The 24,518-nt window shown below is 63.0% G+C and carries 25 protein-coding genes; 16 read left to right on the top strand and 9 right to left on the bottom strand.

The annotated features are described in order from the left end of the window. Window positions 1–59 precede the first annotated feature (59 nt). The 5 genes from fcl to H7F16_RS06285 form a co-directional block, all read right to left on the bottom strand. Window positions 60–1,010, bottom strand: coding sequence for a GDP-L-fucose synthase (gene fcl / locus H7F16_RS06305; RefSeq protein ID WP_185796742.1), 951 nt, complete (start codon window positions 1,008–1,010; stop codon window positions 60–62). Between the two features lie 3 nt (window positions 1,011–1,013). After that, window positions 1,014–2,132, bottom strand: a complete 1,119-nt coding sequence (gmd, locus tag H7F16_RS06300; protein ID WP_185796741.1) for a GDP-mannose 4,6-dehydratase — start codon at window positions 2,130–2,132, stop codon at window positions 1,014–1,016. Next, on the bottom strand, window positions 2,129–3,397 hold the full coding sequence (locus H7F16_RS06295; protein ID WP_206682581.1) for a WcaI family glycosyltransferase: 1,269 nt from the start codon (window positions 3,395–3,397) through the stop codon (window positions 2,129–2,131). The genes gmd and H7F16_RS06295 overlap by 4 nt, the downstream gene beginning before the upstream one ends. Window positions 3,398–3,581: 184 nt before the next feature. After that, on the bottom strand, window positions 3,582–4,301 hold the full coding sequence (locus H7F16_RS06290; protein WP_241741331.1) for a sugar transferase: 720 nt from the start codon (window positions 4,299–4,301) through the stop codon (window positions 3,582–3,584). A gap of 117 nt (window positions 4,302–4,418) precedes the next feature. Next, window positions 4,419–4,871, bottom strand: coding sequence for a hypothetical protein (locus H7F16_RS06285; RefSeq protein WP_185796740.1), 453 nt, complete (start codon window positions 4,869–4,871; stop codon window positions 4,419–4,421). Window positions 4,872–5,048: 177 nt separating this feature from the next. Between H7F16_RS06285 and H7F16_RS06280 the strand changes: the two genes are divergently transcribed. Genes H7F16_RS06280 through H7F16_RS06265 form a run of 4 tightly spaced genes read left to right on the top strand, consistent with a single transcriptional unit; the run spans window position 5,049 to window position 10,205 of the window. Beyond that, entirely contained in the window at window positions 5,049–5,717 is a 669-nt protein-coding gene (locus tag H7F16_RS06280; protein ID WP_185796739.1) for a hypothetical protein, read from the top strand. Then, window positions 5,714–7,186: an O-antigen ligase family protein gene (locus tag H7F16_RS06275; protein WP_185796738.1), complete on the top strand. Its 1,473-nt coding sequence runs from the start codon at window positions 5,714–5,716 to the stop codon at window positions 7,184–7,186. The genes H7F16_RS06280 and H7F16_RS06275 overlap by 4 nt, the downstream gene beginning before the upstream one ends. Next, window positions 7,183–7,971 carry a metallophosphoesterase gene (locus tag H7F16_RS06270; RefSeq protein ID WP_185796737.1) on the top strand — a complete coding sequence of 263 codons (789 nt, stop codon included), beginning with the start codon at window positions 7,183–7,185 and terminating at the stop codon, window positions 7,969–7,971. The genes H7F16_RS06275 and H7F16_RS06270 overlap by 4 nt, the downstream gene beginning before the upstream one ends. Window positions 7,972–8,009: 38 nt before the next feature. Further along, on the top strand, window positions 8,010–10,205 hold the full coding sequence (locus H7F16_RS06265; RefSeq protein WP_185796736.1) for a GumC family protein: 2,196 nt from the start codon (window positions 8,010–8,012) through the stop codon (window positions 10,203–10,205). Window positions 10,206–10,208: 3 nt separating this feature from the next. On the opposite strand, the gene H7F16_RS06260 is transcribed toward H7F16_RS06265, so the two are convergent. The 3 genes from H7F16_RS06260 to H7F16_RS06250 form a co-directional block, all read right to left on the bottom strand. Then, window positions 10,209–10,655 (bottom strand): hypothetical protein, encoded by a 447-nt coding sequence (locus H7F16_RS06260; protein ID WP_185796735.1) that lies wholly within the window; start codon window positions 10,653–10,655, stop codon window positions 10,209–10,211. 219 nt (window positions 10,656–10,874) lie between these two features. Beyond that, complete coding sequence (locus H7F16_RS06255) at window positions 10,875–11,036, bottom strand: hypothetical protein (protein ID WP_185796734.1); 162 nt, start codon at window positions 11,034–11,036, stop codon at window positions 10,875–10,877. Window positions 11,037–11,253: 217 nt separating this feature from the next. Further along, window positions 11,254–11,844 (bottom strand): DUF1989 domain-containing protein, encoded by a 591-nt coding sequence (locus H7F16_RS06250; protein ID WP_185796733.1) that lies wholly within the window; start codon window positions 11,842–11,844, stop codon window positions 11,254–11,256. Window positions 11,845–11,941: 97 nt separating this feature from the next. Here H7F16_RS06250 and H7F16_RS06245 point away from each other — a divergent pair, with 97 nt between their 5' ends. Further along, window positions 11,942–12,238 carry a hypothetical protein gene (locus tag H7F16_RS06245; RefSeq protein WP_185796732.1) on the top strand — a complete coding sequence of 99 codons (297 nt, stop codon included), beginning with the start codon at window positions 11,942–11,944 and terminating at the stop codon, window positions 12,236–12,238. A 75-nt stretch (window positions 12,239–12,313) separates the two neighbouring features. Then, the gene (locus H7F16_RS06240; protein ID WP_185796731.1) at window positions 12,314–13,528 is read left to right on the top strand and encodes an aminopeptidase P family protein; all 1,215 of its coding nucleotides are present in this window, start codon (window positions 12,314–12,316) and stop codon (window positions 13,526–13,528) included. A gap of 70 nt (window positions 13,529–13,598) precedes the next feature. Here H7F16_RS06240 and H7F16_RS06235 read toward each other — a convergent pair whose 3' ends face one another. Then, the gene (locus H7F16_RS06235) at window positions 13,599–14,426 is read right to left on the bottom strand and encodes a creatininase (protein ID WP_185796730.1); all 828 of its coding nucleotides are present in this window, start codon (window positions 14,424–14,426) and stop codon (window positions 13,599–13,601) included. A 100-nt stretch (window positions 14,427–14,526) separates the two neighbouring features. On the opposite strand from H7F16_RS06235, the gene H7F16_RS06230 reads away from it, so the two are divergent. The 10 genes from H7F16_RS06230 to H7F16_RS06185 all read left to right on the top strand — a co-directional run bounded on the left by H7F16_RS06230 (window position 14,527) and on the right by H7F16_RS06185 (window position 24,496). Continuing rightward, a complete protein-coding gene (locus H7F16_RS06230) occupies window positions 14,527–15,423 on the top strand; it encodes a LysR substrate-binding domain-containing protein (protein ID WP_185796729.1) in 897 nt (298 codons plus the stop codon). 109 nt (window positions 15,424–15,532) lie between these two features. After that, window positions 15,533–16,660, top strand: a complete 1,128-nt coding sequence (locus H7F16_RS06225) for a polyamine ABC transporter substrate-binding protein (RefSeq protein WP_185796728.1) — start codon at window positions 15,533–15,535, stop codon at window positions 16,658–16,660. 69 nt (window positions 16,661–16,729) lie between these two features. Continuing rightward, the gene (locus H7F16_RS06220; RefSeq protein WP_185796727.1) at window positions 16,730–17,587 is read left to right on the top strand and encodes an ABC transporter permease; all 858 of its coding nucleotides are present in this window, start codon (window positions 16,730–16,732) and stop codon (window positions 17,585–17,587) included. Then, a complete protein-coding gene (locus H7F16_RS06215) occupies window positions 17,584–18,405 on the top strand; it encodes an ABC transporter permease (RefSeq protein ID WP_185796726.1) in 822 nt (273 codons plus the stop codon). Before H7F16_RS06220 ends, H7F16_RS06215 begins: the two co-directional genes overlap by 4 nt. A 3-nt stretch (window positions 18,406–18,408) precedes the next feature. Continuing rightward, window positions 18,409–19,506 carry an ABC transporter ATP-binding protein gene (locus H7F16_RS06210; RefSeq protein WP_185796725.1) on the top strand — a complete coding sequence of 366 codons (1,098 nt, stop codon included), beginning with the start codon at window positions 18,409–18,411 and terminating at the stop codon, window positions 19,504–19,506. Between the two features lie 379 nt (window positions 19,507–19,885). Beyond that, window positions 19,886–21,118 carry an aminopeptidase P family protein gene (locus tag H7F16_RS06205; protein ID WP_185796724.1) on the top strand — a complete coding sequence of 411 codons (1,233 nt, stop codon included), beginning with the start codon at window positions 19,886–19,888 and terminating at the stop codon, window positions 21,116–21,118. Between the two features lie 94 nt (window positions 21,119–21,212). After that, window positions 21,213–22,232, top strand: a complete 1,020-nt coding sequence (locus tag H7F16_RS06200; protein WP_185796723.1) for a GlxA family transcriptional regulator — start codon at window positions 21,213–21,215, stop codon at window positions 22,230–22,232. A 131-nt stretch (window positions 22,233–22,363) separates the two neighbouring features. Beyond that, window positions 22,364–23,398, top strand: a complete 1,035-nt coding sequence (locus H7F16_RS06195) for a GlxA family transcriptional regulator (protein WP_185796722.1) — start codon at window positions 22,364–22,366, stop codon at window positions 23,396–23,398. A gap of 188 nt (window positions 23,399–23,586) precedes the next feature. Continuing rightward, entirely contained in the window at window positions 23,587–24,087 is a 501-nt protein-coding gene (locus H7F16_RS06190) for a hypothetical protein (protein ID WP_185796721.1), read from the top strand. Window positions 24,088–24,112: 25 nt separating this feature from the next. Next, window positions 24,113–24,496, top strand: a complete 384-nt coding sequence (locus H7F16_RS06185) for a c-type cytochrome (RefSeq protein ID WP_185796720.1) — start codon at window positions 24,113–24,115, stop codon at window positions 24,494–24,496. Window positions 24,497–24,518 lie beyond the last annotated feature (22 nt).

The following is a 24,518-nucleotide window of genomic DNA, read 5'->3' as shown; positions in this document are numbered from 1 at the left end:
GGCAACGGTCAGTTGTCGGCGCGCGCAAATGCCTGCGCCACAATAAGATTTGGCCTTGGTCATGTGCGGAACTCGGATGTCTCGAGAAACCACTGGTATGTGTCGGCCAAGCCATCTCGGAGCCTAATGCCAGCCCTGCACCCCATCGCGGCCAGGCGGCTGACATCCATCAGCTTGCGAGGCGCCCCGTCCGGCTTCGTGCGGTCGAAAACGATGCGCCCACGGAACCCTGTCACCTCAGCCAGCAGGGTGGCAAGCTCAGCAATCGACACATCCTCGCCGGTGCCCACATTGATATGGCTGAGCATCGGCTGTGTGTTCGCACCGTAGGTTGCCGCGTTCAAATCCATGATGAATAGGCTTGCCTCCGCCATGTCGTCCACATGTAGAAATTCGCGTCGCGGGGTGCCGCTGCCCCAAACGACCACTTCGTCCTTTCCGTACCGTACCGCCTCGTGGAATCGGCGCAACATCGCGGGAATTACATGGCTGTTTTCCGGATGGAAATTGTCACCTGGACCATAAAGGTTCGTCGGCATAACCGATCGGTAGTCCGTGCCGTACTGCCGGTTGTAGCTTTCGCAGAGCTTGATACCGGCGATCTTGGCGATGGCGTAGGGCTCGTTCGTCGGCTCGAGCGGCCCTGTCAGCAGAGCCCCCTCCGCCATGGGCTGCGGCGCCTCGCGCGGGTAGATGCAGGACGATCCGAGGAACAGCAACCTTTCCACCCCTGCTCGGAAGGCCTGATGGATCACATTGGCCTCGATCATCAGGTTTTCGTAGATGAAGTCGGCGGGATAAGTGTTGTTGGCATGAATGCCCCCCACCTTTGCCGCAGCCAAGATCACCACATCCGGCCGCTCGGCCTGCATGAAGGACGCGACCGCCGACTGATCTGTCAGGTCCAGTTCTGCATGACTGCGCGTGATCGTTTCGACCCCGTCCGCAGCTAGCCGCCGCAGGATCGCACTTCCCACCATTCCACGATGGCCCGCTACATAGACGCGCATTGCTCAACCCTCCATCGCGACGGGCAATTCCAGCCCGTGCTCACGCAAAAGTCGGTGCCGCCGTGCGGTCTTGAGATCTGACGCGACCATCTCGGCGCACATCTCTTGTGCCGTGATTTCAGGCACCCAACCAAGTTTCTCGCGTGCCTTGGTCGGATCACCGAGCAATGTCTCCACCTCGGCAGGACGGAAGTAGCGCGGGTCGATCCGCATTACGATCTGTCCGGGCCGCACCGCAGGTGCCATATCTGAGGTCACCGCCTCGACGACCGCTACCTCGTCGACACCCGCCCCGTCGAACCGCAGCCGCAGACCCAGCTCCGCAGCAGTCCATTCGATGAACTCGCGCACCGAATACTGCACCCCCGTCGCGATTACGAAGTCGTCGGGCGCTTCCTGTTGCAGCATCATCCACTGCATCCGGACGTAATCCTTGGCATGTCCCCAGTCGCGCAGTGCGTCGATGTTGCCCATGTAGAGGCAATCCTCGAGCCCCTGCGCAATGTTAGCCATGCCACGCGTGATTTTGCGCGTCACGAAGGTCTCGCCCCGCCGCGGGCTCTCGTGGTTAAAGAGGATCCCGTTGCAGGCATAAAGACCATAGGCCTCGCGGTAGTTCACCGTTATCCAATAGGCGTACATCTTCGCCACGGCATAAGGGCTGCGCGGATGGAACGGCGTGGTCTCGCGCTGCGGCGTCTCTTGCACGAGGCCGTAAAGTTCGGAGGTGCTGGCCTGATAGAAGCGTGTCTTCTTCTCCAGCCCGAGGAAGCGGATCGCCTCCAAGAGGCGCAGCGTGCCCATTGCGTCGACATCCGCGGTGTATTCCGGCGCCTCGAAGCTTACCGCCACATGGCTCTGGGCGCCGAGGTTATACACCTCGTCCGGCTCAACTTCGCACAGGATCCGCGTCAGGTTCGAACTGTCAGTGAGATCGCCGTAATGCAGCTTGAAGCGGGCACCCGGCTTGTGGACATCCTCGAAAATGTGGTCGATCCGTCCGGTGTTGAAGAGCGACGACCGCCGCTTGATCCCGTGGACCTCGTAGCCTTTGGCCAGTAGGAGCTCCGCCAGGTACGATCCGTCCTGCCCCGTAACGCCGGTGATAAGTGCGCGCTTCATGCGGTCTTCTGGCCTCTTTCAAGCGTGGCAGTTTTTGTCAGGCTCGCAAGGTCGCCCTGCAGTCCTGAAAGTATATTGGCAATGTCCCAGCGCTCAATCGCCTTGGCTCTCGCCGCTTTGCCAAGCGTTTCCATCCGGATGGGGTCATCGATCAGGTCGCTGATCGCATGTGCCAGTGCTTCTGTGTCACCGGGAGGGACAACGACTCCGGCGCCTTGGACTTCTTCCCATATGCCGGTGTGAGGCATGGCGGTTGCGACAATCGGGCGGCCGGAAGCGAGCATGTTGATGAGCTTGGAAGGCAAGACCAGGTCAGCAGCATCTGCCATCTGAGGTAGGACATGAACCGATGCCATCCCGAGCAGGTCCGAGAGACGCCCGTAGGGCTGAAGCGGGATGAAGACGACATTGGACAATCCGGCAGCCAAGTGTTCAAGGTCGGAACGCAGCGGTCCGTCACCCGCAATTACAAACGCGATATCTCCCCGATCCTGAAGTCTTGCTGCTGCACCCACAACGGCTTCAAGCCCCTGCTTCTTTCCGAGGTTGCCCGAGTAAAGGACGAGCATCTTCTCGGTCAGTCCAAGTTCGGCCTTCAGAGGAGACGGTCGGTCGAGCGGCTTGATCGCTTCGATATCCGACCAGTTTCTGAATTCGACAGTCTCGTCCTGGGGGATACCCTTTTCAACAAGGCGCCGGCGCATTTGTGGAGAGATCGTACTCACGCGGTCAAACATGCGCATGGTCCAGCGCTCGAAACGGACAGCAAGCCGACCGATGAGGGATTGCTGCGATATGAGGCCGGTTGCGAAGGCAGCCTCGACTTCGAAATCCTGAATGTGCAGCCACGCCTTTGCTCCCGACAGCCGAGCAGCAAGCGCTCCAACCGGAGCCGCTACGAGGGACGGAGCCACGACGAAGACGACGTCATATTTGCCGCGGATCACCTTCAGCATCAGGACAGGGAGGGAGGAGAGGGCGAAGGAGGCGTGGTGCAGAATTCGTCTTACACCGGACGGGTTGCCGGGAATGTAGATCGGGCAATGTGTGACCTCCACGCCGCCCACATGCTCTTTAACCCAGCGCAAACCGCCCCAACCCTCACGTGCGCGCCACTCGGGAAAATAGGGATGTGCGGTTACGACCTCGACGGTGTGGCCTCGCTTGGCAAGGAACTCGGCCATGCCTGTCGAGTAGACGGCAATCGAGATGATTTCCGGCGAGTAGTTGATACCCACCAAAAGAATACGCAGCTGTCGCTCCATCAGACGTCTACCGTTTGGCGTCGGCACCAAGACAATTTGCAAAGTGTTTCGGAGGGAGATGACATCAGGTGTTCCAAATAATTGTCGACAACTTCAGTAGTCAAAACGCCATCAAATCAACCCAAACCCCCGATAACACCCACCCACCCACCCACTCCCCGGCGTCCGCCTGCCGTCCCCCCCATCATGTGCCTCTCGCGGCGAGGACGACGACGACGGTGCGGCAAATCAATGCAAGGTCGCCAGAAAGCGTTTGGTTCTGGTAGTAGGCCTCGTCGTAGCGAACGCGGTCGGCAAAGGTCGACTTGCTGCGGGCCTGGACTTGCCACACGCCTGTCACGCCGGGGCGCATGGAGTAGTAGGCGTTGCCCCGATAGAGCGGTGTTTGCTCGACCATGATCGGCCTCGGTCCCACAAGGCTCATGTCTCCGGTCAGGACATTCCACAGTTGCGGAAGTTCATCGAGAGATGTCTTGCGGATAAGACGCCCCACCGCAGTGATCCGCGGATCGCGCGACAGTTTCTGGTTTTCAGCCCATTCGGCTTTGGCCTTCGGATCGGCTGCCAGATGCCATGCAAGGCTCTCTTCCGCACCGACGACCATCGAGCGGAGTTTCCACATTTTGAAGATGCGGCCGCCCTGCCCCACCCTCAGCTGGGTATAGAAAGCCGGACCGCCGTCGAGCTTCACGATCAGGGCGGTCAGACAGACCAGCGCAGCCCAGAGCGGCGATGTTGCAAGGACGAGGGCGAAATCCAAAATCCGCTTCCCGCTCCGGCGATAGAAGCTGTCGGGACGGACCCGCGCAATGTCGCCAAAGGCTTCCGCCGTCCGCATCGGCTGCACCGGTTCCTCGTTCAGAAAGTCCGGTTCGTTTTTCAGGCGCCCACGCTCGAAGGTCATACGGTCCCCATTAGGCATGCTGCATCATTCGACCGAAAAAAGTCGTTGAAAATCAAATCGTCAGGCAAGTTCTTCAAGGAGGCCCGGGCGCGACAACCTGCGCCTGGACCGAAGGCCTCAGGCGGGGCTTCCGGATGCCTCGGCCACCGCTTCAAGGTCGATCGGATCGCCCGCAACGACCGTGGCAACGGCTTGTGTCGCAACGGCAGCAAGCGAGGTGAGACCGTTCGACGAGGCGATACCGCCTGCCGAAACAAGCGCCGCCTCGGCCACGGCTGCCGGAATTGTGCCGTTGTTATACCCTGCCGCAACCGCCGCGATCACCGATCCGATGATGAGCGCAAGGTCGGCACCCGGGTTCGCCGCCACCAGTTGGTCGATCAGCCCCTGCAAAGCCGCGTCGCAACTGGAAGGTGAGCTACATGCGGCAAGACTGACGCCAAGAGCCTGCGCAGGCACCTCGATCGCGACCTGTGCCGAAGCCGGAAAACCCGAAATTGATGCAAGTGCGGCAGCCGTGGAAAGCGCTGCCAAAACGGATCTGAAACTATGATTTTTCGTGAACTGCATGATTTTCACCGTCAGTCATTATTAACATGGAATTTGCTAACACGGTTGGTTAGTAAACGTAAAGACGTCCGAACGACGGAGACACAACTTAGGATATCATTGCACACCTTTTGCGCGAAAATGCGCTTATGCGGGCGGCACAAGCGGCAGTTGTGGGGGACCCACCGTGTCGGAGAGATGGAAGAGACCTTGACAAATCCGCGGACAGCATCTGTTTTCATCGCTATTTTTATCATATTTTTCATATCGTTACAGACTTTCATCGCAGAATACCGCGCCGTGCTTCTGACCACCGGAACGACGAATGACGTGATCTCGGCCCTTGCCGAAACAGGCGACGCATGGCCCCATCCGGCCAGTTCTCGCAGCGTTCGAGACATTCTTTCGATATGCGGCAGATTGTTGCTACTCTCTCCACGGTTGAAATCCGATCCCGCCCTTGCCGAGGCTGTCTCGACCAATTGCAATCATATTGCGAATGATTTTCTGGCCCGCTCACCGCGGAACGGGCGCGCGATGGCGGTCGCCCTGCTGACCTCGAAACGAATCGAGGCTGACCGTCTGGCCGCCGCACAGGTCGCCGCGCCCTATGAACCGTGGCCGCTGAACGTTCGCCTTCAGATTGTATCCGCTTCGGCAGATCTGACGCCCGAAGTGGCCGCCCTCGCCCGCGCCGATATCGGGCGCGCGATGCTGTCGCACTGGGGCCGCGAGGCCTTGGCCACCCTTTACATCACCCATGACCGGATGCGCCCGCTGATTGCCGGCGCAGCCGATGCTGCGGCCCCGGCGGACCAGCGCGCGTTCCTCGACCTGCTTCGGCGCGAAACGGGGGCGGGCTCGTGACACATTCCGCTTCGGGACAGCGCAACCGGATCAGCCGTCTGCATGACAGGCTTGGCATGTTGCTTGCGGTGATGGTGCCGCTGATGGCGCTGCCGCTGGCGTCGAACCGCGCGACATGGTGGCTGCTCTGGACAGCGGTTCTGGCCGCCATTGCCGGCATCGCGACCCTGCGGCTTGCCTCGGTCGAGGCGGGATACCGGCTGCGCAGTCTCGACCACAAGGGGCTGATCGCCTTTGTCCTGCTCTTGCCGCTTTGGGCTTACCTCCAAAGCCTGCCGATTGCCCCGCTTCTGCCCGGCTGGCTGGCCGCAGCCTTGCCGCTGCCCCCGCTGGCCGAGGGGCCGACCGTCTCGGTCCAGCCCGATGTGGCCATGTCGGGCGTGCTGCGCTTTTTGGGCTATATCCTGCTTGTCGCTCTTGTCCTCGAGGTGGCCTCGCGGCGCGAACGCGTGCTGCGCATGGCGCAGGTGGTCTATGGCGGCATCTGCCTGCAAGCGATCTGGGCTGTCGTCGCGCTCAAGTTGCTGGGCGATTTCTCGCCTTGGGGCAACAAGACCGCCTATCTGGGCAGTGCCACGGGCACCTTCGTCAACCGCAATTCCTTGGCCACCTATCTTGGCTTCGGCATCGTGCTGGGGATCGGCATCCTGTCGGAACGGTCGCGGCAACGCGGCATCCGCGCGACGCGCAAGGGAACGTGGCGGCAGCAGCTCGACTATGGCGACCTGACGGTGGCGGTCGGCCTGCTGTTTCTGCTGATCGGGCTGGTCTACACGCAATCGCGGCTTGGCCTTGCGGCAAGCATGACCGGAACCGCCGTGACGCTGGCGCTGTTGCGGCAGCGGGCGGGCGTGACCTCGGGGCGTCTGGCGGCCGAACTGCTGGCACTGGTTGCCGCCGTGCTGGTCGCCGTGTCCCTTGTCGCGGCGGGCGAAGGCGTGGCCGAGCGGGTTCTCTTTCTTGGCAATGAATCGGTCGACCGGCTGGCGATCTACGCACAGACGCTGCACATGCTGGCAGCCCGCCCCTTTACAGGCTTCGGGATGGATGCTTTCGGCATGGCCTTCGAGGCGTTCCGCGCCCCGCCCCTTCTGGCGCCGGTGACCTATGATCTGGCCCACAATTCCTACCTGATGCTCTGGGCCGAATTCGGGCTGGTCTTCGGATCGGTCCCGATGCTGGCGCTTGTCGCCATAGGCGCGCTGCTTTGGCGGCGCTTGCGGTCCGACGACGGGTTCAGGGGGATTGCGGCGGCCGGACTTGGGGCGCTTGCTCTGGGGGCGGTGCATTCGCTGGGGGATTTCAGCCTTGAGATCCCCGCGAACACCTATCTGCTGATGATGATCCTCGGGCTTGGCATCGGACGGCAATCGCGCCGGCGGGCAACGGGGTCGGGCCCCGCACAGGCCCAAGCGACACTTGCCCCTGTCGAGCCGTTCAGCCCCGCCCCTTCGGGGGCAAAGCCATGATCTTCTGGCAATCGCTTGTCGGGCGCATCTTGCGCAATCGCGCCCCCGGCCCTGTCCGCATCGTCGATCTGGGCCGCATTGACGGCCCGCTTTACGCCATAGGCGACGTGCATGGCTGCCGCGCCCTGCTGCGCGCGGCCTTGGCAGGCATCCGTGCCGATGCGGGGCCTGACGAACCCACCGTGATCGTGCTGGGCGATCTTGTCGACCGCGGGCCGGACAGCGCGGGCGTTCTGGACGATATGACCGCCGCCGCCACCGCGAACCCGCGGACGATGGCGCTGATGGGCAACCATGAACGCATGATGCTGAACTTCCTTGCCGACCCGCCGCGCGCCTGGGACTGGCTGCAACAGGGCGGGTTCGAAACCCTGCGATCCTACGGGCTCAGCCTGCCACCTTCGCAACGGCTCAACACCCGCCGCCTGCACCAGATGCTTGCCGCGCATATCCCCGACCACCACAGGGCGTGGCTCGAAGGTCTGGCGCAGGGCTATCGCGCAAGCATTGGCGGGAAGGATTACCTTTTCACCCATGCCGGCATGGACGGAACGCGCCCGATCGCGATGCAGCGCGAACAGGCGCTGCTCTGGGGGCGCGACGTATCGCCCGCGCCTGATGGCCTTTGCGTCGTGCAGGGCCATGTGATCGTAACGCATCCGCATCTTTCGGATGGCGCGATCCGCATCGACACGGGGGCTTTCGCGACCGGCGTCCTGACGGTGCTACGGCTTTCGTCTGGACAACCTCCAAAGGTCATGTCCTTTGGCTCACTGAACAACTGACGCCCCGATGCTGTAGCGGTCGTTGGAGGAAAAGAATTTTGGATAAAGCCGATCTGGATCTGAACACTGTCCTTGGCATCCTGCGTCGCCAGAAGCGGGGCGTGCTTGCAACCCTGCTCCTCGTGCTGGGCCTTGCACTCGCCTATCTGGTGGTTGCAACGCCGATCTACCGCGCCGGCGTCCTCATCCAGGTCGACGGGCGTTCGTCGAACCTGCTCGACCCCTCGTCGAACGGGCAGGAACAAAGCGCCATCCTGAATTCGCGCGTCGACAGCGAGGTGGAAATCCTGCGCTCGGAAGCGACGGCCCTTGCCGTGGTAAAGGCAACGAAGCTGATCGAGGACAAGGAGTTCGGCCCGCAACTCGGCTGGGTCGAGAAACTGGGCATCGCCCTTGGCGCCGAACTCGACGGAAACGCGCTGCGCCGTCTGGTCGGTCTTGCCCCGAGAACCGGCCAGGACAGCGGCAATCTGGTGAACCAGACCCTGCAAAAACTTCAGAACGCGGTCGATGTGCGGCGGCGCGGGCTGACCTATCTCATCGAAATTTCCGTGTCCTCGACCTCGCCGGAACGCGCGGCCGAAATCGCAAACGCCTATGCTGCCGTCTATATCGAGCGGCAGGTCGGGGCCAAGACGCAAGCCACGATTTCCGCGCGCGACGTTCTGCGCCGCCAGATCACCACCGCGCAGGAACAGCTCGCCCAGTCCGAAACCGCGATCAACAGCTTCATCGAAGCAAACCTGTCGCGTCTGGAAAGCGAGACGAAAGATCCCGCGATCGGCGCCCTGCGCAACCGCCTGAACGAGGCAAAGACCCAGCAGGCCGACCGCAAGGCCAAGGTCGCGCTGGCCGATGTCGCGATGTCCTCGGGCGACTGGGCAACGGTGGCGTCCACGCTTGGCGATCAGGCGATAAGCGAGCTGGCGCGCCAGCGGCAAGAGCTGGCAGACCGGTTGCAGCAGGCCGAACAAGGCAGCACCGAGGCCATCAACCTGCGCGACGAACTGGCCGCACTCGACAACGATCTGCAAACCCAGTCGAACGCCAGCATGCTTGTGATGCAGGAAGAGATGCGCAGCCTGACCGGACGCGAAGCCGAGGCGCGCGACCAGCTGCGCAATGTCCTGCTCGAATCCGATGTTTCGGCCGAGATGTTGGCCGATCTCTTCAACCTGCAACAAAGCGCCACCATCGCGCGCAGCCAGTACCAGACCCTGCTTGCCCGCGAACAGGATCTGGGCGCCCTTGCAAACCTGCAAATCGCCGACGCCCGCGTCGTCTCCGAGGCGCTGCCGCCGATTGCGGCGGCCTTTCCCAACAAGCGGCTGATCGCCGCCCTTGCACTGATCGGCGGCCTCGGGCTTGGCGTGATGCTGGCCTTCCTGCGCGAATTCTACGTGGGCGGGATTGTCGCTGCCAGCCAGTTAAGCAACATCATGCAGGCGCCGGTTCCGGTGACATTCGGGCTTCTCGATCAGGTGAAATCGGGGGCCGATCCCGCCGATGTGGTGCTGACCGCGCCGATGTCGCTTTATTCCGAAACCTTCCGCAAACTGCGCGCGGCCATCGACATCGGTTTCGAAAACGGCACCGGCAACCGCGTCGCACCTGCCACCGACCCCGGCCAGCAGGGGCGCATCATCCTTGTCTGTTCGGCCCTTCAGGCCGAGGGCAAATCGACCACCGCCATCGCCCTTGCCCGCACCTATGCGCTGGCCGGCGTCAAGACGCTGCTGATCGACGCGGACATGCGCAAGCCGACCGTCGGCAAGCGGCTTGGCCTTCCCGAAGAGGCGGGGCTGATCGACTTCGTGTCAGAAGGCAATCTCGACGACATGACCTATCTGAACCCGCGCCGCGATTCCAAATCGCCGCTGGTGGTGATCGCCGCGGGCGCGCGCAGTTCGCGGCCGACCGACCAGCTTCTTAACGGTGCGGCCTTTCAGGGCGTGATGGAAGCCGCGCGCGAACGGTTCGATATCGTCATCCTCGACAGCCCGCCGATCCTGCCGGTGGTCGATACGCGCTATCTGGCCCGTTACGCCGATGCCATCGTGCATGTGGTCCGCTATGCCACGACGACCCAAGGCGAGGTGCGCGAGGCCGCCGGCCAGATGCGCGAACACCAGCGCGAGAACACGCATTACATCGGCGTGCTCAGCCTCGAACAGATGGCGGATTCGCGCTACGGCTATTACGGCAACTACGGCTATTACGGCGAGGACAGCTGACCCTCAGTCGCAGGCGCGTGCGCCCATCGCAATGGCATCGCGGCCCGAAATCAGGATGTAATCGCCCGTCGTCTTGCGGGCGGTCGTCATGAACCAGCGTCGGATCTGCGGCGGATAGAGCGACGCCATCTCAGCCGAAACGCGCTCGTATTCGTCACGCGGCAGCGGCAATCCCCGCTTGCGCGTGCTTGGCCCGTGAAAGCCAAGCCGCGCCTGCGGCGCCACACAGGCGGTCGGCACACCCAGCAAAAGGGTGCAGGCCGATACACAGGTTCCTACGATCCGCACCTCGGTTCCGTTCGCGCTCAGGTCGTTGACCTGCGCAATCCGTTCACGCACCGACCCGCCCATGTCGCGTGTCACGATCATGGCCTTGGCCGATGCCGAAAAGGCAAGCACAAGGGCCAGCGCCGCAAGGCTGCGGCCAGCAATCGCCAAGGCGAAAGACACAGGTTTTTTGACACACGGAAACCGCATGTGGCATTGCTCCTCACTCGTCCCAAGACAACTCGTCACGCATCGGATCGATGCCGGGTCTCAACGGATGTGTTTCGTTACAGGGTCAAACGGCGGCCGTCTGTTCCGTTTTAGCCGCCCTCTTCAATCAATTCCGGCGTTTTGCGCGCGCGCGTCGCGGATCGTCGCTTCGGTCTGCCAAGTGCCGACGGATCAGCGGACCAGCATCACGATCAGGGCGATCCACATGCAGGCACCGGCAAGGACCAAAGGCAGCAACCAGACGCCCAGCCCCGGCCCCTCGACGCACTCGACCTGCGACACCGCAGCGATCGCGCGGTCATTGGCAGGAAAATCGTCCATTACATCGTCCATCGACCCATCCTTGAGCAGAGCCACCAGCGCGGATGAAAAACCATTCCGACCAGCGCACGCCGAACCTTGTTATGGGATATTACGTTCCGGCGCGCAAAGAACTACTGCCTAAGACTCAAAATATAGTCCCAAAGATCAACGAAACGCCCATTCGTATGGGTCTGGGCTAGGCCAAGGTCGGGGTTGCGGGGCGATAAGGGGCCGCAGGGCGCGGCGGTCAGCCCGTGACTTCGTAATGGACTTCGACGGGCAGGCAGTTGGCGCCGTTGATCGGAATCATGTCCTGCGGGCAGGTCGACATCACGACCACGCAGTCGATCATCGCCCGCAACAGCACATGGTCACCCGGTTTCGACAAGGGCTCGCCCCAGGTGATCTGCCCGTCGGGACCGACGGGAATGTTCATCCACAGGTTCAGCGGCGACGGCGTTTCCGTGCGCGGGAAGCCGATCATGGCAAGGGCCGCATGCAGGTTGTCGGTGCAATTGTCATGGTATTCGGTGCAACCGAGGCTGCGGTAACGATGCACGTCACAGGCCGCGATGACCGTGTCATGCCGCCCGGGCGAGGTATCTTCCTCAAGCGTCAGGATCGGGCGGCGGCGATTGGTGTAAAGCGCGTCACCCGTTTTCGGAAAGACCGAGCCGAGGCTCGCGTGCAGATGCTCCATCGACATGAATTCCGAAGGATCATCGGCATTGAACGCCCATGTGTCGACAACCTGCGAGCCATGCGTGTTGACGATCCGGATCGCCTGCCCCCTGGCCAGCCGCACCGCCCGCCCCCGCCGCGCCGGAACCACTTGCATGCCGTCTCTCCCATCCTGATTGCAGCGCCATTGGTGCCAACACCGACGCCCCCGTCAAGACCACCCGCACCGCCCCCGGCGCGGCGGGGTATTCGGGTTGGCCCTTGCCGACCTCGGGGCGCAAGGCACCTGCGGCCTATCCGTGGCCCGTCATGCCCATCTTGCGCAGCACCTTCGCCTCGCCCCCGGCACGCATGCCGCCACCTATGGCGCACTTTCCACGGAGACCACCCTGAACAGCCTGATCCGGATTCTCGCGGTCGCCTATACCCGACAGGCCCGCGAACCCGCCCGCCAGCGCCAGTCGGTGATCGGAAGGATCAACGGGGAAATCGGCCCGTTCGACGCCGCCGCACTCCGCCCGCGCGGCGGGCAGAGCGATCCAAATAGTTAGATTTCCACTACAAATTTCTGTCCGGCACGCCTGCACGGCTATCCTCGGACAGCGAAATTTGCCGGATTTTCAACCATGACGCAGGACATGCTGCACGTGATCGAGTGGCATAACGGCGAGAAGCATTTCTCGCCCTTTTCCGATGCGGAAATGACGCGCCGCCAGTCCGAAGCCCGCGCATGGATGGCCGCGAACGATGTCGATGCGGCGCTTTTCACCTCGTATCATTGCATCAACTACTATTCGGGCTGGCTCTACTGCGCCTTCGGGCGCAAATACGGCATGGTGCTGACGCAGGACGAAAGCACCACCATCTCGGCAGGGATCGACGGCGGGCAGGCATGGCGGCGCAGTTTCGGCAGGAATGTCACCTACACCGACTGGCGGCGTGACAATTTCTACCGCGCCCTGCGCCAGCTCACCGCCGGGGTGCAGCGGCTCGCGATCGAGTTCGACACCGTCTCGCTGGATTTCAGGCGCATGCTCGATGCCGCCCTTCCGGGGGTCGAGATGGTCGACATCGGCGCCGCCGCAATGTGGATGCGCACCGTCAAATCCGCCGAGGAACAGGCGCTCATCCGCAAAGGCGCGCGGATCGCCAGCCTAGCGGCCGCTGGCGCTGCGGCGCTGATCCGCGAAGGCCTGCCCGAGTTCGAGGTCGCCAGCGCCGCGACCGACCTGATGAACCGCGAGATCGCGGCCAGCTTTCCCCATGTCGACCTGATGGACAGCTGGACATGGTTCCAGTCCGGCGTGAACACCGACGGGGCGCACAATCCGGTCACCAACCGGCGGGTGCGGCGGGGCGACATCCTCTCGCTCAACTGCTTTCCGATGATCTTCGGCTATTACACCGCACTCGGGCGCACGCTTTTCTACGGCCATGTCGACGATGCAAGTCTGGGCATCTGGGAAAAGAACGTTGCGGTCCAGAAGCGCGGCGTCGAACTTGTCCGACCGGGCGCGAAATGCAACGAGATCGCCAGCGAACTGAACGAGATGTATCGCGGCTGGGGCCTGCTGAAACACCGCTCTTACGGCTACGGGCATTCCTTCGGCGTGCTAAGCCACTACTACGGCCGCGAGGCGGGCATCGAACTGCGCGAGGACGTGCAAACCGAACTCCGCCCCGGAATGGTGATTTCGATGGAGCCGATGGTCATGCTGCCGCAAGGCATGGCAGGGGCCGGGGGCTACCGCGAGCATGACATCCTGATCGTCACCGAAAGCGGCGCCGAGAAAATCACCGATTTCCCCTCGGGGCCCGAGCATAACATCATCCGCGCCTGACCGGACCGTCGCGGCACCCGCAAAAAAAGGGGCCCCGCAGGGCCCCGAGAGGGGAGCAAACCAGATCAGGTCACGACGCGCGGGCAATGGCGGGCGCGTCACCTTGCGCCCTGTTGCCTGCCGACAGGAACTCGTCACGCAGCGCCGCGACGATGCCCCTCGTGCAGACCTCGAGCAGGATATGCCCCTTCTCGACCGAAGCCTCCTTGGGCGAGGAAAGCGTGCCGGAACAGGGCGTCCATTCCGGCTTGACGGGATAGACGTCATAGGGCGGGAACTTGGCAGGCGCGACATCGACCGCGCGCTCGAGCTGCACAAGCTGCGGATAAAGCGCCAGCATGAGCGAGGTTTCCAGCACTCCGCCATGCTCGATATCCCATCCCGGAAAACCGTCGGGGTAAAGCTTGGCGATGGCCTCCTGATCCACGAAATCCCAGTAGGACAGGACAACGACCTTCACGGTGCCGATCCCGTCCCAGCGCAATTCGCGCAGGGCAAGGTCGATGGCCTCGATGATGAACCACGAGTTCTCGAAATGCCCGTTCACAAGGCAGATGTCGCGCGCGCCATGCCGCGCGAATTCCTTGATCACATCCTTCAGCGCCGCAACCAGCGTGGCACCGTCAAGGCTCGTCGTGCCCGGCATGTGGTTGCCGCCGCCCGATTTCTGGTGCGATTTGTACCCGTAGGTAAAGGGCGGCGCGACCAGCCCGCCGACCTCGACCGCCACGCGCCGCGCGAATTCGGTCGGCAGCAGCACATCGACATGCAGCGGCATGTGATGCCCGTGCTGCTCCATCGACCCGATGGGAATCAGGATCGGCGTTTTGCCCTTGCGGACGGCGGCGTCATAGTCGGGCCAGGTCAGTTCAGAGGCGAAGGCAGAGGCAAGCGGCATGGCGGTCTCGCGGGTTATTGGGGCTGGGACCCATATTCGTTGCGCGATCCGCATTTGGAAAATATATAGTATCAATCGTTTCATTGAGGGGGCAAATAGAATGGCAACTTTGGTCAATCTCCCGACCGACCTGCTGCGAACCTTCATCACGGTTGTCGAACTGGGCGGGCATTCAAAGGCGGGTGTCGCGCTCGGGCGCAGCCAGCCTGCGATCTCGCTCCAGATCGGGCGGCTCGAGGAACTGGTCAAGGCGCAACTGCTGACCCAAGAGGGCCGCACCATCCAGCCCACCCCTGCGGGCGAAGCCCTGCTCAGCTACGCCCGCGAGATGGTGCGCACCAATGACGAGGCGGTCAGCTACTTCCACCGCACCGACCGTTCCGGCGTGCTGCGGATCGGCCTTCCCACCGATTACGCCGTGGCCTTCCTGCAAAACACCCTGACCAGCTTCCTGCGCGAAAACCCCGCCGTCGATCTTGAAATCCACTGCGACCTGAGCCGCGAGCTGCACAAGATGCTCAGGGCCGAGGAACTCGACGTCATCATCGCGACCATGAACAGCCCGCGCATGCCCTATCTGTCGCGCGCATGGGTCGAACAGCCGATCTGGGCCGGAGCGGATGATTTCGTGCCCGACCCGACCCGCCCCCTGCCCCTCGGGGCGCATCTCGAAGGCTGCGACTACCGCTCCCGCATGATCGACGCGCTTGATGCCAGCGGGCGGCGCTGGCGGGTGGTCTATACCGGACCGGGCATCTCGGGCCTGCAAAACGCCGTGCAGAACGGTCTGTGCGTCACGGCGCTGACCAAGGCCACCTTGCTGCCGGGAATGCGCGAACTGACTGAAGAAGAAGGCTTTCCCAAGCTCGAACAGCTGCGCATCGGCCTGTTCTACAAGCATCCGCGCCTGACCCCTGCCGGCTTGCACCTTGTCAGCGAACTGGTGGCCAGCCTCGAAAGCGTCGGGTCAGGCGTTGTAAAAGTTATGCACACCTAGCGAAGCATTTTCAGTGCTTATGGATAAATTTCGATTACAGATTTGGATCGGCGACACCGGCCCCATAACGTCAGGACAATAAAAACGCCCACCCAACAGGACTGAAACCATGCAACAGACCCGCACTACGGCGCAGACTGTCAGCCGCCGCACGTTCCTGACCACCAGCGCCGCCGTGCTTGCAACGCCGATGCTGTCGCGCCGCGCCCTTGCGGCCGACCCGACCGAACTCACCATGCTTGCATGGTATGGCCATGCCGAGCCCGATATCGTCGCGGAATTCGAGGCCGAGAATAACGTCAAGTTCGTGCCGAAATACTACACCGGCGGCGACAACATGCTGGGCCTGATCTCGCAATCGCCCGCAGGCACCTTTGACGTGATCCTGTCCGACGCCGAATATGTGCAGGCGCTGAACGCCGCAGGCTATGTCGAGGAACTCGATCCCGCCGATTATGCGCTGGACGACTACTTCCCCGAATTCCAGCAATTCCCCGGCAACTGGCAGGACGGCAAGCTCTTCTCGCTCGTCACCCGCTTCGGCTTTCTTGGCGTGGCCTACAACACCGATGCCCTGACCGAGGCCGAAGCCGCCAGCTACGACGTGTTCTGGGATCCGAAACTGACCGGCAAGGTCGGCCATTTCGACTGGCACCTGCCCAACCTCGGCCAGATGAGCCTGCTGACCGGCAACAAGATCCCCTACGACATCGACGAGGCCGCATGGGAGGCCGTGAAGGAAAAGACCCTGACGCTGCGCCCGCAGATCGGCGGTTTCTTCGACTACGGCGGCACCTTCTCGTCGCTGAACGACGGGCAGATGCTGGCCTTCGCCGGCATCGGTGACTGGATCACCGGCGTTCTGGAAAAGAACGGCGCCAAGGTGAAATCGGTCATTCCCGAACAGGGCGGCCTGCAATGGTCGGAATGCTTCTCGATCGGCAAGGGCTCTGCCAAGGCGGATCTCGCCAAGAAGTGGATCCAGTACATCACCTCGGCCAAGGGTCAGGCGAAATCGGCCCAGATGGCCGCCTACCCTGCCCTGATCCCGAACCAGAAGGGCTGGGAGGTGCTTCAGGCCGAAAATCCGGCCGAAGCCAAGCGCCAGGGCATGACCAAGGACGCAGGCAACGCAATCGACATGATCCGCGCAGGCCGCATCCAGTACCGCCAGTGGCCGATCCAGCAGGATCTGGAAACCTGGAACGACTTCTGGTCGGAATACAAAGGCGCCTGATGGCGCGGGGGTCGGCGGCTCTGCCCGCCGGCCCCGATCTTTCCCCCTCCAGCCGGAGTGCAGCGCAGGATGCGACGCGCCATTTCCCTCTACGGTCTGACCTTCTCGCTGCCGCTGCTGGTCTGGCAGTTGCTCTTCTTCGTCTTTCCGCTCGCCTTCCTTGTGGCGCTAAGCTTCTGGACGGTGAAGAACTTCACCATGCGGCCCGACTTCGATCCGGTGAACTGGGTCACGATGTTCGGCAAACCGGTTTTCTGGCAGGCCTATGGCACCACGGTCGCGCTTGCAGCCTCGGCCTCGGCGCTGGCATCGGTTCTGGCCTTTCCCTGTTCCTACGCCATCACCTTCAAGCTGTCGGACAGCGCGCGCCGCTGGGCCATATTCCTCATGGTGATCCCGTTTTTCACCAGCTACCTCGTCCGCGTCTATTCGTGGCAGATCTTCCTGTCCGACGCCGGGATCGTGAACGTCATCCTCGGCTGGTTCGGGCTTGGCCCCTATTCCATGCTGAACACGCCGGGGGCGACGATGGTGGGCTACATGACGCTCTCGCTGCCGCTTGTCATCCTGCTGCAACTCTTCAGCCTCGTGTTCATCGACCGCACCCTGATCGAGGCCGCCCACAACATGCGCTGCGGCCGCCTGCGCACGGTGTTCGAGGTGGTCATCCCCTCGGCGCGCGTGGGTCTCGTGATCGCGGCGCTGTTCTGCTTCATCCTGACCTTCGGCGATTTCGTCAGCCCCGTCTATCTGGGCGGCGGCGACCCGACGACCCTGTCGATCCTCATCACCGACACCACGAAATCCGGCCAGCAATGGCCCCGCGCGGCGGTCATCGCGCTGACCATGATCGGCACGCTTCTGGCGGTGGCCTTCCTTGCGGTGCGCTTCGCCTATGCCGGACAGGCCAAGGGAGCGCGCAAATGAGCAGCGAAGCCATCAACCGCAACCGCGCCGTAGACTGGTCGCTGCGGGCCTATATCGTCCTTTCCTATGCCTTCGTCTTTGCCCCCATCGCGGCAAGCTTCGTCTTTTCGCTGAACTCGGACCGCTTCCCCTCGATCCCGCTCGGGCATTTCTCGCTCGAATGGTATCAGGCCGTGGCAAGCGACCCGCTGGTCTGGCAGGGCCTTGGCAATACGCTGGTCATCGGCGTGATCGTGGGCGTCATCTCGACCCTGCTGGGCTTCGGCGCGGCCTATACCGACTACCGCTACAACTTCTTCGGCAAGCAGGTCTATCTTGCCCTCGCCCTTCTGCCGCCGACGATCCCGGTGATCATCATGGGCCTTGCGATGCTCGCCTTCCTCAGCCGCATCGATCTTTCGGGCCGGGCCATTTCGGTCATCATCGCCCATGTGGTGATCTGCGCGCCCTTTGCGATGGCGATCATCCGCCTGCGCCTGTCGCAGATGGACCCGGCGCTCGAACCTGCGGCATGGAACCTCGGCGCGTCCGAATGGGCCACGATGCGCCATGTCATCGTGCCCTTCACCAAGCCCGCGATCTTCGGCGCGCTCTTCATCACGATGGCCGTCTCCTTCGACGAATTCGCCATCGCCTGGTTCGTCTCGGGCCTGAACGAAACCCTGCCCGTCAAGGTTCTGGGCTTCCTGCAAGGTCAGGTCTCGCCCCGCATCAACGCCATCGGCACCTTCGTCTTCGTCATCTCGATGACGCTGGTGATCCTTGCCCAAGTCCTTCTCTCGGGCCGCACCGGCCCCACCGCCGCCGACAAGGAGTAATCCATGCAACGCGATACGCTCGTTTCCTTCGAAGGCGTGATCAAACGCTTTGGCGGTTTCACCGCCGTGCAGAAGATGGACTTCGAAATCAAGAAGGGCGAATTCCTCGCCATCATGGGGTCAAGCGGCTGCGGCAAGACCACCACGCTGCGCATGCTGGCCGGTCTGGAAGCGCCGAGCGAAGGCACGATCCGCCTGTCGGGCAAGCCGATCAACCACCTGCCGACATGGCAGCGCGACACGCCGATGGTCTGGCAAAGCCTTGCGCTTTTCCCCTTTCTCAACGTGCGCGAGAACGTCGAGTTCGCACTGAAGATGCGCGGCATGGCCAAGGCCGAGCGTCGCCAGCGCGCCGAGCAATGGCTCGACCGGATGCAGATCCTCGAATTCGCCGACCGCAATGTCGCGCAACTTTCGGGCGGGCAGCGCCAGCGCGTGGCCCTCGCCCGGTCGCTGGTGGTCGAGCCCGAGATCCTGCTGCTCGACGAACCCCTGTCCGCACTGGACGCCGCCCTGAAGGTGCGGATGCAATCCGTGCTCAAGAACCTGCAACGCGAAACGGGGATCACCTTCGTCTATGTCACGCACAGCCAGTCAGAGGCCTTTTCGATGGCCGACCGCGTGGTCATCATGTCGCGCGGCGTGATCGAACAGATCGGCACGCCGCAGGAAATCTACGGCGCGCCGCGCACGCGCTTCGTGGCCGATTTCCTCGGCTCGTCGAACATCTTCACAGGCAAGGTCCTCGCCGCATCGCAATCGATGGTCGAGGTCGAAACCCCTGACGGCCGGCTCGCGCTTGGCGGGGGCAATCTGCCCATCCCGCCGCGTCAGGGCGACACCGCCACGCTGACCGTGCTCGACACCAAGACACATCTGAGCGTGTCGCGCCCGACGGGGGCCGCGAACATCGTTCCGGTGCGCGTCATCGGCGAGGAATTCGTGGGCGCGACCGCGACGGTCTATCTTGAAACCGCCAAGGGCCACGAAATCCGCGTGCAGAAAAGCCATGACGAACTTGCAGGCCTGCCGCTCGACATCGGGCAAGAGCTTTTCGTCCATTGGGCGCCGACCGACAGCCATCTGGTGGCCGAGGCGTGATGCAATGGAACGGTCCGGGGCGGCACGGCGCGAACTCGGGCTTTCGGTTTTGGGGTCGGGCAGACTGTTCGCCCCCGTGATGCAACTGACGATGGAGGAAACGGAAATGTCCCACACCTTCCTTCAGGGCGGCGGCCTTAGCCGCAAACAGATGGAAGGACCAAGACTCGACCGGCTCGCGGCCCTGCTCATGGGGATTTGGGGCAAGCTAAGGTCGGCAAGCGCCAAAAGACGCGCGTAACTATCTGAAAAAATTCAAATAATGCCAAAATCCGGATTTCCCGGACCGATATCCCTCATCCTGTTTCCGGGCCGCCAAATCGTCGGGCCGGACACAGGCGACATACCTGACACCCTACCCAACGAAGGAGTTTGCACCATGCAACGCGAAAGACTGCAGAACTACGTCGGCAACGGCACCCCGGTCACCCCGACCTTCTCGGCCACCGAGATGCAGCGGCGCCTCGATGCGATCCGTGGCGTCATGGCCAAGAACGGCATCGATGCGGCGCTGTTCACCTCGTACCACTGCATCAACTACTATTCCGACTTCATGTTCTGCTACTTCGGCCGCCGCTACGGCTTCCTTGTCGATCACAACGTCGCGACCTCGATCACCGCGGGCATCGACGGCGGCCAGCCGTGGCGCCGCACCTTCGGTGGCAAGAACGTCACCTATACCGACTGGCAGAAGGACAACTACTTCCACGCCATCCGGCAGCTCACCGGCGGCGTCAAACGCCTCGGCATCGAATTCGACCACATCACCATCGACACGCTGAACCTGCTGAAAGCCGAATTCCCCCATATGGAATTCGTCGACATCGCTGCCCATTCCATGCGCCTGCGCATGATCAAATCGGCCGAGGAAATCGCCCATATCGAAAAGATGACCCGCATCGCCGACATCGGCGGCGGGGCCGTGGTCGAAGCCATCGAGGTCGGCGCGCCCGAGCATGAGGTGGCGCTGCATTCCACCGCGACGATGGTGCGCGAAATCGCCCGCATCTGGCCCGATGGCGAGCTGCTCGACACCTGGACATGGTTCCAGTCGGGCATCAACACCGACGGCGCACACAACCCCGTCACCTCGCGCAAGATCGAGGCGGGCGACATCCTCTCGCTCAACTGCTTCCCGATGGTCGCGGGCTACTACGTGGCGCTGGAACGCACGCTGTTTGCCGAACATGCGAGCGACGAGCATATCCGCCTCTGGGACTTCAACTGCAAGGTCCATGACAAGGGCAAGGAGCTGCTGGTTCCCGGCAACAAGTGCAGCGACATCGCCAAGGAACTGAACGAGATGTATGCCGCCGAAAACCTGCTGCAATACCGCAGCTTCGGCTACGGCCATTCCTTCGGCGTGCTTTGCCACTACTACGGCCGCGAGGCGGGGCTGGAACTGCGCGAGGATTGCGACACCGTCCTGGAACCCGGCATGGTCGTGTCGATGGAGCCGATGATCACCATCCCCAACCACATGGCGGGCGCGGGCGGCTACCGCGAGCATGACATCCTCGTCATCACCGAAGGCGGCAACCGCAACATCACCGGCTTCCCCTACGGACCCGAACACCTCATCGTCAAAGGCAAGCGCAAGGCCGCCCAGTAAGGACGAACCTCGGGGTCTGACCATCCCGGCCGCCGGACAGCAGGTCTGGCGGCCGGGCACCCTCTCGCGACCGCAGCACCGGAAAGCCCGACCCATGACCGCAAATTTCGTCGCCAAAGGCGTCGCCCATGTTCCGGTGCCGCATCACGACCAGCCGATCCCCGTCACCTTCGTATTGTTGCACAATTTCAGCCTGATCGCCTTTTCATCGGCCATCGAACCCTTGCGGATCGCGAACCAGCTTGCGGGGCGGGTGCTTTTCGAATGGAGCATCCTGTCGGAAACCGGCGCGCCCGTCGCCTGTTCCAACGGTCTTGTCGTCGGCGTCGATGGCGCAATCGGCGACACCTCTGCCCGGGCGATGCTTTTCGTCTGCGGCGGGGTCGAGCCGGAAAAATCCGCCTCGCGCCGCGTTGCCGACTGGCTTCGCGCGCAATGGCGCAACGGCCGCAGCGTGGGCGGGCTTTGCACCGGGGCTTACGTTCTGGCCAAAGCGGGCCTGTTGCAGGGCCGCCGCTTCACCCTGCATTGGGAAAACCTGCCGCCCTTTGCCGCCACCTTCCCGAACCTCGCCCCGCTCGAGCAGCTTTACTGCATCGACGACCGCATCCTCACCTGTGCCGGAGGGGCCGCGGCCACCGATCTTTTCATCGAACTCGTCGCACGCCACCACGGCGCGCGGCTTGGCGATGCCGTTCTCAAGATGTGCCTGCACGGCCAGCAGCGCCCGGCCAACCTGCAACAGCGCCTGTCCCTCTCGTCGACCCTCGGCATCCGCAATCCGCTGCTCGTCTCGGTGATCCGCCAGTTCGAGGGCAGCATCGAAGCCGACGTCGATCTTGGCGACATTGCCGACCGGCTTGGCACCTCGCGCCGCCATATCGAACGGATGTTCGAACGCCATGTCGGAACCTCGCCCAAGCGCTACCTCAAGGAATTGCGGCTCGAAAGGGCGCGGGCCTTGCTGACCGAAACCGACAAATCGGTGCGCGACGTGGCCGAAGCCTGCGGTTTCAACAGCGCGAACGCCTTTGCGAAATCCTTCCGCCAGAAATACGGCGTTGCACCGCGCCATGTGACGAACATGGTCCAACCCCTGCCCGCCTGCGCCTGAACGGCGCACTCCCCCGACAGGGATCACCCCGCGCCCCTTGCACGATCCGACGGCGCTGGACCGGAGCGGGGCCGCTTGCTATCGTTCACAAAGCCTAAGCGCCGTGACATCTGCCAAAGCGGAGTGCGCCGATGAAGGGAACGGGGGACCGGATCAACGTGGCCCTGCTGGCCATGCCCGAGGTGACCGCCTCGGCCCTGTTCGGGATGTTCGACCTTTTCTCCGCGCCGGGCCGCGACTGGCCCTTCATCCTGTCGGGCGAACCCGGATCGCAGCGCATGAACCCCTTCATCGTCGCGCGCGAAAAAACCGAATTCATGGCCGCCAACGGAATCGTCATCCGCCCCGACCACGCGCTCGACGACTGCCCCACCCCCCACATCGTCTGCATTCCGGATTTCTTCGTGAACCCCGGCGAAATCCTGTCGGGCCGCTACGACCCCGAAGCCGCATGGCTCAGGCAGATGCACGGCGGCGGCAGCTTTCTTTGCAGCGCCTGCTCGGGTGCCGTCCTTCTGGGCGAGGCCGGATTTCTCGACGGCGCCGAAGCGACGATCCATTGGGGCTATGTGCGCACGCTTCTGAACAATTACGCCAATGTCCGCGTGAATCTCGACCGCTCGCTTGTCATGTCGGGCGAGGCGCAACGCATCGTGATGGCAGGCGGCGGCACCAGCTGGCAAGATCTCGCGCTCTGGCTCATCGCCCGTTTCGTCGGCCCCGAAGAGGCGATGCGCGTTGCCCGCATCTACATGCTGCAATGGCACGATCTGGGCCAGACGCCCTTTGCCTCGCTTCTAGGCCGCGCGCAGGCCGATGATGCGACGATCCGCGACTGTCAGGATTGGCTGGCCGACAATTACGGCACGGCCTCGCCCGTGGCCGCGATGGTCGCGCGCTCGGGTCTGGCCGAGCGGACTTTCGTGCGGCGGTTCACCCGCGCCACGGGTCTGGCCCCGCTCGACTATGTCCACGCCCTCCGGCTCGAGGAAGCAAAGCAGATGCTCGAGACCGGCGCCCAGCCCGTCGACGCCATCGCCGAAGAGGTGGGATACGAGGATTCGAGCTTCTTCCGCCGCCTGTTCCGCCGCAAGGTCGGGCTGACACCCGCCCAATACCGCCGCCGCTTCGCAGGCTTCCGGCAGGCCGTCGGATCCCCCGTCTAGGCCGCACGCGACCGCCCCGCCCCCCGAATACCCGCACCCGGCTTGCGCCCCTTGGCCGAAATGCCCCCGTTTTGGCCCTTTCGGCTTTGGTGCCGGCCGCCCGCCTTGGCTAGGCTTCGGCAGGGGGGCGCCGCGCGAACCCGCCCCCTGCACAGCAGCAACCGAAGCCCCCTTGCTCAGGACAGGTCATGACACATCGCATTCCGAACGTCCTTTCCCGAACCCTCGTCCTTGCCGCGTCCCTTGCTCTGGCCGCAGCAAGCCCCGGCTTTTCCGCCAACGCAACGGTCAGCGTATCGGGCGACAGCACCCCCTCGGACTGCGGGGCCGCCAAGAAGGCCGATTATGCAATCGAACTCGCAGGCAGCCTATCAGGCTGCTGGGCCACTTTCATAAGCCATTACAACTGTCAGGAAATGAACGGTTTTTCGCTTTACACCGAAATCGGCCGCGAGGAATTCGAAGGCAAGCTCGAAGGCGAGGCCGTCACCTTCGACACGACCTATACCTTTACCGGACTATTCCCGACTGGCTCCTGCCCCGCTCCGGCGGCCGAAAAGGAAATCGTCGGCGGATGCATCCATTATCTGTCGGGCACCGGCCTGACCGGATTGATGCGCTTTTACGATGTGATGTCGGGCGACGCTGCGCCGCATTACTTCTACGAAGGCCACATCACGCGCAACTGACATCCCCCGAGAGACCGAGGTTCCGATGCATCTCCTTGTCGTCATCCTGCCCGCGCTTCTCTTTGTTGCACTCCGCCCCCTTCCTGTCTTGGCAGGGGGCGATGCCGCCAAGGGCGAAGGCATCTTCACCAACCGCTGCTCCGACTGCCACATGGTCCGGGGCGACACGGTCAAGAAAGCCCCGCCGCTCACAGGCCTGTTCGAGCGCGTGTCCGGCACATGGGCGGGCTTCGACTATTCCGACGCGATGAAATCGGCGGCCATCGTCTGGGACGAAGATACCCTGACGCAATTCCTGAAGAACCCGCGCGGCTATGTTCCCAAGACCAAGATGCCCTTCAACGGCCTGAAACGCGCCGGAGAAGCCGAAGACCTGATCGCCTACCTGCGGGACGCCACCGCAGACTAGGCCAAAGGGGCCGCGCCAGCGG

Source organism: Paragemmobacter straminiformis, assembly GCF_014243445.1.
In the GTDB taxonomy this organism is placed as follows: domain Bacteria; phylum Pseudomonadota; class Alphaproteobacteria; order Rhodobacterales; family Rhodobacteraceae; genus Paragemmobacter; species Paragemmobacter straminiformis.
This window is presented reverse-complemented; position numbering and strand designations above follow the sequence as displayed.